The organism is Bacteroides sp. AM54-2NS, assembly GCF_003602935.1.
Classification (GTDB): domain Bacteria; phylum Bacteroidota; class Bacteroidia; order Bacteroidales; family Bacteroidaceae; genus Bacteroides; species Bacteroides xylanisolvens.
The window spans coordinates 19,001-27,951 of sequence record NZ_QTMZ01000058.1; the positions used below are offsets into that span (position 1 = coordinate 19,001).

Annotated in this window: 5 protein-coding genes and 3 pseudogenes; 4 read left to right on the forward strand and 4 right to left on the reverse strand. The window is 41.9% G+C overall.

Annotated features, from left to right (window positions below; translation table 11 throughout):
• Positions 1-5 precede the first annotated feature (5 nt).
• The 3 genes and pseudogenes from pepT to DXA05_RS22920 all read right to left on the reverse strand — a co-directional run bounded on the left by pepT (position 6) and on the right by DXA05_RS22920 (position 5,114).
• Complete coding sequence (gene pepT / locus DXA05_RS22910) at positions 6-1,229, reverse strand: peptidase T (protein ID WP_004302053.1); 1,224 nt, start codon at positions 1,227-1,229, stop codon at positions 6-8.
• A 152-nt stretch (positions 1,230-1,381) separates the two neighbouring features.
• Complete coding sequence (locus tag DXA05_RS22915) at positions 1,382-2,791, reverse strand: amidophosphoribosyltransferase (protein ID WP_004302052.1); 1,410 nt, start codon at positions 2,789-2,791, stop codon at positions 1,382-1,384.
• A 164-nt stretch (positions 2,792-2,955) separates the two neighbouring features.
• Positions 2,956-5,114: pseudogene (locus DXA05_RS22920) on the reverse strand (glycoside hydrolase family 97 protein).
• Positions 5,115-5,471: 357 nt separating this feature from the next.
• On the opposite strand from DXA05_RS22920, the gene crcB reads away from it, so the two are divergent.
• The 4 genes and pseudogenes from crcB to DXA05_RS28460 form a co-directional block, all read left to right on the forward strand.
• Entirely contained in the window at positions 5,472-5,849 is a 378-nt protein-coding gene (gene crcB / locus DXA05_RS22925; protein ID WP_004309778.1) for a fluoride efflux transporter CrcB, read from the forward strand.
• 30 nt (positions 5,850-5,879) lie between these two features.
• On the forward strand, positions 5,880-6,542 hold the full coding sequence (locus DXA05_RS22930; RefSeq protein WP_008644437.1) for a pentapeptide repeat-containing protein: 663 nt from the start codon (positions 5,880-5,882) through the stop codon (positions 6,540-6,542).
• A gap of 179 nt (positions 6,543-6,721) precedes the next feature.
• A complete protein-coding gene (eno, locus tag DXA05_RS22935; RefSeq protein ID WP_004302046.1) occupies positions 6,722-8,002 on the forward strand; it encodes a phosphopyruvate hydratase in 1,281 nt (426 codons plus the stop codon).
• 402 nt (positions 8,003-8,404) lie between these two features.
• Positions 8,405-8,770 (forward strand): annotated as a pseudogene (locus tag DXA05_RS28460) (hypothetical protein); the annotation flags it as partial.
• A 44-nt stretch (positions 8,771-8,814) separates the two neighbouring features.
• Here the strand turns inward: DXA05_RS28460 and DXA05_RS22945 are convergent.
• Positions 8,815-8,951 (reverse strand): annotated as a pseudogene (locus DXA05_RS22945) (transposase); the annotation flags it as partial.

Here is an 8,951-nt window from a genome sequence, read left to right on the forward strand (position 1 = left end):
TCTTTTTATTTGGAAGCCACCAGTTCTGCTATTTTTACGATCACTTTCATTGCTTTCTCCATATTCTGGATAGGCACAAATTCGTAACGACCGTGGAAATTCAGACCACCGGCAAAGATATTCGGACAAGGCAATCCCTTAAAAGAAAGCTGCGCACCATCCGTACCTCCACGAATCGGTTTTACATTCGGTTTCACACCCACGGCTTCCATAGCTGCAAAAGCAGTATCGATGATGTGCATTACCGGTTCTATTTTCTCACGCATATTATAATACTGGTCGCGCAGTTCGAGTGTCGCAGTACCAGCTCCATATTCAGCGTTCATTTGAGCTACCAGACGTTCTATCTCTTTTTTACGGTTCTCAAATTTTGCACGGTCATGATCGCGGATGATATAAGACACAGTGCTTTGCTCCACATCCCCCTGAATACCAATCAAATGATAGAATCCTTCATAGCCGGTCGTATGTTCTGGTCTTTCCTGTGAGGGAAGCATCGTAATAAACTGATTGGCAAGATAGATAGAGTTAATCATCTTATCCTTGGCATATCCCGGATGCACATTACGTCCTTTAAAGGTTATTTTTGCGGCAGCAGCATTAAAGTTCTCAAACTCCAACTCCCCTACTTCACCTCCATCCATCGTATATCCCCATTCACAACCGAATTTCTCTACATCGAATTTATGAGCACCTTCACCGATTTCTTCGTCAGGATTGAAGCCGATACGGATTTTACCGTGTTTGATTTCGGGATGTTCCTTCAGATAAACCATCGCTGATACAATTTCCGCGATACCGGCTTTGTCGTCGGCACCGAGCAACGTTTTTCCGTTGGTTACAATCAAGTCTTCTCCCTTATGATCCAGCAATTCCGGGAATTGTGATGGAGAAAGGACTACATTCTCTTCAGCACAAAGCACAATATCCGAACCGTCATACTTTTCCACAATGCGCGGAGTGACATCTTTACCCGTCATATCAGGACTTGTATCCATGTGGGCAATAAACCCGATAGTGGGTACTTCTTTATTTATATTGGCAGGAAGTGTAGCAAAAAGATAGCCATGCTCATCCAAAGTAATATCTTCCAATCCCAAAGATTCCAACTCTTTTTTCAAGTATTCAGCAAAAATCATCTGCTTCGGAGTACTTGGAGTAAGCCCTGTCGATTCATCAGATTGTGTATCGAAGCTTACATACTTTAAAAATCTGTCTACTAAAGTCATATTGTTTTAATTACAAGTTACTAATTACAATTTACAAATTGATAGTTTATAGTGCCGTAAAGGTAAAAAAAGAGCCGTGAATTACAAAGCAATTCACGGCTCTTTTTATTGTATACTTTTATCCGGATACTTAAATATCCTATTTGACTACTTTAAAAATGGCTGCTACCATCAAAGCAATGTGTACAAACCTTGCATTTAGGTAATCCGATAGCCTCAATCAGCGTTTCCAGTGTATTAAACTTCAATGAACTGAGACCGAAACGCTCTGCAATAATACTAACCATCTTATCGTATTCCGGAGAACCGGTAGTAGCATATTTCTCCAGGTTCTTATTCTCATCCCCTTCCAGTTCCTTGATAATACGACGGGTAATCAACTCCAATGCATTTTTAGAAGCCGAAAAACCAACAAACGGACAAGCATAAATCAATGGCGGACAAGCGATACGCATGTGCACCTCCTTTGCTCCGTAATCATACAGAATCTTCACATTGTCACGTAATTGAGTTCCCCGCACGATTGAATCGTCACAGAACAACAAACGTTTATTTTGCAGCATGGCACGGTTGGGAATCAACTTCATCTTAGCAACAAGCGAACGCATCTCCTGATTGCTCGGAGTGAAGCTACGAGGCCATGTCGGTGTATATTTTGAAATAGCACGATGGTAAGGAACCCCCTTTCCTTCGGCATATCCTAAAGCCATACCCACTCCCGAATCAGGAATACCGCAAGCACAATCCACTTCCGATTCATCTGTCTGTCCCATTTTCAATCCGCTGGTGAAACGCACTTCCTCTACATTCTTTCCTTCATAACAAGAAGTCGGGAAACCGTAGTACACCCACAAAAACGAGCAAATCTGCATATCCTCATTGGGCTTGCGAAGCTGGTCAACATGATCGTCATACATACGGACAATCTCACCGGGACCTAAATATCTCTCAATCTCATAATCCAGATTCGGAAAACTGGACGATTCGCTCGTTGCAGCATAAGCACCGTCTTTCCTTCCAATCACCACCGGAGTACGTCCCCATCGGTCACGGGCAGCGATGATACTACCATCTTCCGTCAGAAGCAACATCGAACAAGAACCCTTAATGTGCTTAAACACATTTTCGATACCTTCCACAAAAGTTCTGCCTTGTATAATAAGTAATGCGATAAGTTCCGTCTGGTTGGTGTTGCTCGAACTAAGTTCGGCGAAGTGCATGTTTTGACTGAGAAGTTCTTCTTCCAATTCCTGGATATTGACTATTTTAGCGACTGTGACAATGGCGAAGCGCCCGAGGTGAGAATTGATGATGATAGGTTGTGCGTCTGTGTCGCTAATGATGCCGATGCCGGCGTTTCCTTTGAATTTGTCCAGTTCTCCTTCAAACTTGGTTCGGAAATAAGTACTTTCCAAATTGTGAATGGAGCGTATAAAACCTTTTTCCTCACTGTATGTTGCGAGTCCTCCTCGCTTGGTACCCAGATGTGAGTTATAATCTGTGCCGTAGAATAAATCAGTCACGCAGCTAGTTTTCGAGACTGTTCCGAAAAAACCTCCCATGTTGTTCTCTTTATTGATGATGTTTTAAAAAAGATGGCGCAAAAGTACAAAAAAGAATTCGTCCTATAAAAAAAGCGCTCCGCAAAGTTTTAGTTTTCTTTGCGAAGCACAACTAATATTTATTAAAAAGCGGGGAATCCGAAAACAATCTTTTTACCGGAATCTTATTTCCATTTCTTGATCGTTTTCAAGTCAGCGGGAGTTGCTTCAATCAAACTTACTGCAAATCCTCCGCTACGTGCCAGCTTCACAGACATCTTATTCTTGTTTGTAACAAGTCCTTTTTTTATCTGGTAAGAAGTAGGATTCTTTTCAAAATCCGCCTCCTTTCCGTCAGCATAAAGAGTAGCTACATATTGTTTTCCCGGTTCGAGAAAATCAAGTGTAAAAGCAGAAGTACGGGGATTCTCATCGGTGATACCACCTACAAACCAGTTATCAGTACCTTTTGCCTTACGTGCTACGGTAATATAATCTCCCGGTTCCGCTTCCAGATACTTGCTGTCATCCCAATCAACGGCTACATCCTTGATAAATTGAAATGCATCCATGTGACGTTCGTAACTCTCCGGAAGGTCGGCTGCCATTTGCAAAGGACTGTACATCGTTACATAAAGTGCCAACTGTTTTGCCAAAGTTGTACGTACAAAACTGTGGTCGCCTGACAGGAAAGAAAGTTTTGTATCAAAGATACCCGGTGTATAATCCATCGGTCCACCAATCTGACGGGTGAAAGGAAGCAAGGTGGTATGGAACGGCTTATTCCCTGCAAAGGCTTCATATTCCGTGCCACGAGCCGATTCATTACCGATCAGATTCGGATATGTGCGACATAATCCTGTCGGACGGGTTGCTTCGTGAGCATTTACACAGATCTTATATTCGGCCGCTTTTTCCACCGCATATAAATAATGATTGTTCATCCACTGTCCGTAATGATGTTCTCCACGCGGAATAATATTACCTACATACCCGCTCTTCACAGCATTGTATCCGTTATCTATCATAAACTGATAGGCTTTATCAAGATGGCGCTCGTAGTTACGTACAGAAGCGGAAGTCTCGTGATGCATCATCAGCTTCACTCCTTTTTCCTTTGCATACGCATTGAGCATCTTCACGTCAAAATCAGGATACGGAGTTACGAAATCAAAGACATAATCCTTCGAATTTCCGAACCAGTCTTCCCAGCCTTCATTCCAGCCTTCCACTAAGATCTGGTCGAATCCATGCTCTGAAGCAAAGTCAATGTAACGCTTCACTTTGTCATTATTGGCTGCATGACGCCCGCTCGGTTTTGTTTGGGAATAATCCGTCTGTCCCAGTTTCACAGAATAAACATCATCCGTGTACGACCAGGAACTTTTTCCGGTAATCATTTCCCACCACACACCGATGTATTTCACCGGCTTAATCCAGGAAACATCTTCGTAGGCACAAGGTTCATTCAAGTTCAAAGTCAATTTGGAAGCCAGAATATCACGAGCATCATCACTGACAATCACCGTGCGCCAGGGTGAACGGCAAGGCGTTTGCATATAACCTTTATCCCCTTTTGCATCAGGAGTCAGCCATGATTCAAAAATCAGGTTCTGATCGTCAAGGTTCAGATGCATACAAGAATAATCAACCAAAGCCGCTTCATGCAGATTGATATACAACCCGTCGGCTGTCTTCATTTGCAAAGATGTCTGCACACCTGTTGGTGAAAAAGGAGTTTGAGAAGCATTTGGAGTAATTGCCCCTTGCAACAATCCGCGAATCTCTGAAAGCTTGGATTCGGTATAGTCATATTCCTGCGTATCATAATCGCCTGGAATCCAGAATGCCGTATGATCGCCGGCCATAGCAAACTGCGAATGTTCTTCTTTTATAACGAAGTAATTCAGATTCTTTTGCTGCGGGAACTCATAGCGGAACCCCAAGCCATCATTATAAAGACGAAAACAAATAATCAGATTACGATCTTGCGCCTTTTGATTCAGGGTAACAGCCATTTCATTATAATGGTTGCGGATCGATTTCACCTCTCCCCACACCGGTTCCCATGTTTCATCAAAAGCAGAAGTTTTAATATCGGCCAGAGTGAATCCATTCATCAGTCCGGGATCATTTTTCAATTCCAGTCCCAGTTTCGAGGTTTAATCACCTCTTTTCCTTTATAAGAGAGTTCATACACCGGTTCTCCTTGCATGTTGACAGAGAAATTAAGTTTTAATTGTCCGTCAGGAGAAGTGATACTTTCGGCCTTTGCTGATGTGCCGAAGAAAAAAGAGAGCAACAGGCAGACCCACATTGCAGTTCCTATTTTCATGTTCTTCATGATATAAATGAGTTAGTTAATAATCGTATGGCAAAGATAGACCGGAAATCCAAGTAGTGTTTTTTTTTATAAAGAAAATATAGAGGAATACAGATTCAAAAACGAAATAAGTACTTAATAATAAAACAGATAACACATTTTGTCTCCCCCCCAAAATATAGTGTCTATGGTGATTAAATTAAAAGGATTAAATATGAATATTGCATAATCTTTCTATATTTGCAGATTATTATCTCAATCACATCAACAAACATTTTATTATTTATATGACACAACACCTTAGTTTATCCCGGAGGCTTCCAACAATTCGAAAAGGATTTTGAAGCCGCCTACAAATAATATCAATCTTTCAATCAAATGAGTAAAGAAGTTATCTATATCTTTATCGGTGGAGGAACTGGTAGTGCACTACGTTATTTTATCCAGTTGTTAATGCACGAACGAATCGTCCCTTATCATTTTCCATGGGCCACTTTCACGGTCAATCTTCTCGGCAGTTTTCTCATCGGTCTGTTCTATGCTCTTTCAGAGCGATTCCACCTTCCGTTCGAGGTCCGTTTGTTTCTGACAACGGGTTTATGTGGAGGTTTCACAACGTTCTCTACTTTCTCCAGTGATGGCGTAGGTCTGCTGAAAGGAGAATTTTACGGAGCATTTGTTCTATATACATTATTAAGTATAGGAATAGGATTAGCCGCAACGTTAGCCGGCGGATATGTGGGAAAACAGATTTAATAATTCGAATATAAATCCTACCTTTACGGCATGATTAAAAGAAACCCAACCAAACCCGTCCGCGTTGTTCCTCCCATGATGGAAGAACAGGAAGTCAGTACTATTACCCTACAGGAATGGCTCGACAGAGAAGAAACCGTCTCTCATCTTTTATTCTGCAAAGGAAAAGAAGAAGGCATCGACAAATCTTACAAAAGTTTCAAAAACTGCACCTTTCAGCATCAGACATTCAGCGAATGTAAATTCCGTTCCTCTCAACTGAGCGATGTCAGGTTCGAGAACTGCGACCTATCCAACATTTCTTTTGCTGAAAGTTCGCTCTACCGGGTAGAATTCATTTCCTGCAAACTATTGGGTACCAATTTATCGGAAACAACGATGAATCACGTCTTGCTGCATGACTGCAACGCAGGTTATATCAATCTGGCTATGAGTAAAATGAACCAGGTACGTTTTGCACACAGCCAGCTCCGCAACGGAAGTCTGAACGACTGCCGTTTTTCATCCGTCGCATTTGAGAGTTGCGATCTCGTAGAAGCCGATTTTTCACACGCTCCGCTTCGCGGAATAGATTTGCGCACTTCCCGTATCAGCGGAATCACGCTTAACATCAGCGATCTGAAAGGGGCTGTCATCACTTCCCTGCAAGCAATGGATTTGCTTCCACTGTTAGGGGTTATTATCGAAGATTAAAATCCTGCAAATTCACCCCGCCGCACTCAAACAAAAAGCATCGTCCCGTTGTTATAGTATAAGGTCGGACTAACGACATATAGGGAATAGGCACAAAAAGAATACCTATTTATAGTGATTTCTCACTCCCCGTCAAGTCCGTACTTTTGCAGAAATCTTATTCAAAAACAATAGAAACGATGAAAATTGAAAAAATTGTAGCTCGAGAAATTCTCGATTCAAGAGGTAACCCCACAGTAGAAGTTGACGTAGTATTGGAATCCGGCATTATGGGACGTGCATCTGTGCCGTCAGGTGCTTCCACAGGTGAACACGAAGCATTGGAACTTCGCGATGGTGACAAACAGCGCTATGGTGGAAAAGGAGTACAAAAAGCGGTTGATAATGTAAATAAAATCATCGCTCCGAAACTGATTGGTATGTCTTCACTCAATCAGAGAGGTATCGACTACACAATGCTGGCATTGGACGGCACTAAGACTAAATCGAATTTAGGTGCTAACGCTATTCTCGGTGTATCTCTTGCCGTAGCTAAAGCTGCTGCCAACTATCTGGATCTTCCTCTATACCGCTATATCGGTGGAACAAATACGTATGTAATGCCTGTACCGATGATGAACATCATCAACGGTGGTTCACATAGCGATGCTCCGATCGCATTCCAGGAATTTATGATCCGTCCCGTAGGTGCTCCTTCTTTCAGAGAAGGTCTGCGCATGGGTGCTGAAGTATTCCACGCTTTAAAGAAAGTCTTGAAAGACCGTGGCCTTAGCACTGCTGTAGGTGATGAAGGTGGTTTCGCACCTAACCTCGAAGGTACGGAAGATGCTTTGAATTCTATTCTGGCCGCTATCAAAGCAGCAGGATACGAACCGGGCAAAGACGTTATGATCGGTATGGACTGTGCTTCTTCCGAATTCTACCACGATGGTATTTACGATTATACCAAGTTTGAAGGTGAAAAAGGTAAGAAACGCACTTCCGCAGAACAAGTTGACTATCTGGAAGAACTAATCAACAAATTCCCTATCGACTCTATCGAAGACGGTATGAACGAAAACGACTGGGAAGGCTGGAAAAAGCTGACCGAACGCATCGGCAACCGTTGCCAGTTGGTAGGTGACGACCTGTTCGTAACCAACGTAGATTTCCTTGCAATGGGTATCGAAAAAGGCTGTGCCAACTCTATCCTGATTAAAGTAAACCAAATCGGTTCGCTGACAGAAACACTGAACGCTATCGAAATGGCTCACCGTCATGGATACACTACTGTTACTTCTCACCGTTCGGGTGAAACAGAAGATGCTACTATCGCCGATATCGCAGTAGCTACTAACAGCGGACAGATCAAGACAGGTTCTTTAAGCCGCTCAGACCGTATGGCTAAATACAATCAGTTACTCCGCATTGAAGAGGAACTGGGAGATTTGGCTGTATATGGTTACAAGAGAATTAAATAATTCAATATTCTCTTACTTGAATAATTCATCCCCGGACAATTAGATTATCCGGGGATTTTTACATATTAACCATTCACTAAATCTTTTTGCATTGTAAGAAAACTAGCTTCACTAAGCATCAATAAATATCTCCAATATTTTGCGAATTGAATTAATAAGGCTACATTTGCAACGTCTAACATATTAACAGACGGTGGGGAAACCTGCCTACTATCGCAGCGAGCATTTTTATGTTCGTATGTGAACTCTTATATGGGCGGTTTCGTCCCCCCATAGAGAGTGTTAATGCACCTCTAAACCTGCCGTCGGTATGTTAGACAATGGGACAGGCGAAACCGCTTTTTTATTAGCACTTCTTCCTCTCCCATCAATCTATTATTCATCTTTTAAATTCTAATGATTATGGAAAACAGTCAATTAAAAGACTTACAGGAAGAGGTTTCAGAAGCTACGAAACAGTATATCCTGACTACATTCAATTCTGAAAATGGAATGAAAACGTATTATTTGCAGATGTCAAACATAATACGCTCTGCGCACATTAATCCTCCCATTGACACCGAATACAACAGTTTAAAAAAGCTAAGCAAAAAGCTCAAGCAATATTGTACTTTCATTCAAACACTTGGCGAACATGAATGGGACAAGGGAATAGCCGATATTCAGAAAGCATTAGGCATTTATCTAATGCAAAATAACATCGAAAGTAAAGAACGCAAACAAACGAACCAAGAAATTGCCTCTCAACTGCAATTCATCGTTTTTCTCGGCTCAGTTGTAATTCTTGGGGGATTAAGTTTAGTCAATTCCCTTCATGCATATACCTTTGCTAGCCTAAAAAGGAAGAAGCTCATATCCACTACTCCTCTAAATGATGCCCTAAATGCTTTGATTTTAGCATTAAATGCTTCCGCTGCTGCATTTGTACTCCTGTTCACAAAGAAGTTCA

Bases quoted from the DNA above. Each gene is read 5' to 3' on its own strand.
- pepT (WP_004302053.1), bottom strand. From the start codon at position 1,229: ATGACTTTAGTAGACAGATTTTTAAAGTATGTAAGCTTCGATACACAA.
- DXA05_RS22915 (WP_004302052.1), bottom strand. From the start codon at position 2,791: ATGGGAGGTTTTTTCGGAACAGTCTCGAAAACTAGCTGCGTGACTGAT.
- crcB (WP_004309778.1), top strand. From the start codon at position 5,472: ATGAGTAAAGAAGTTATCTATATCTTTATCGGTGGAGGAACTGGTAGT.
- DXA05_RS22930 (WP_008644437.1), top strand. From the start codon at position 5,880: ATGATTAAAAGAAACCCAACCAAACCCGTCCGCGTTGTTCCTCCCATG.
- eno (WP_004302046.1), top strand. From the start codon at position 6,722: ATGAAAATTGAAAAAATTGTAGCTCGAGAAATTCTCGATTCAAGAGGT.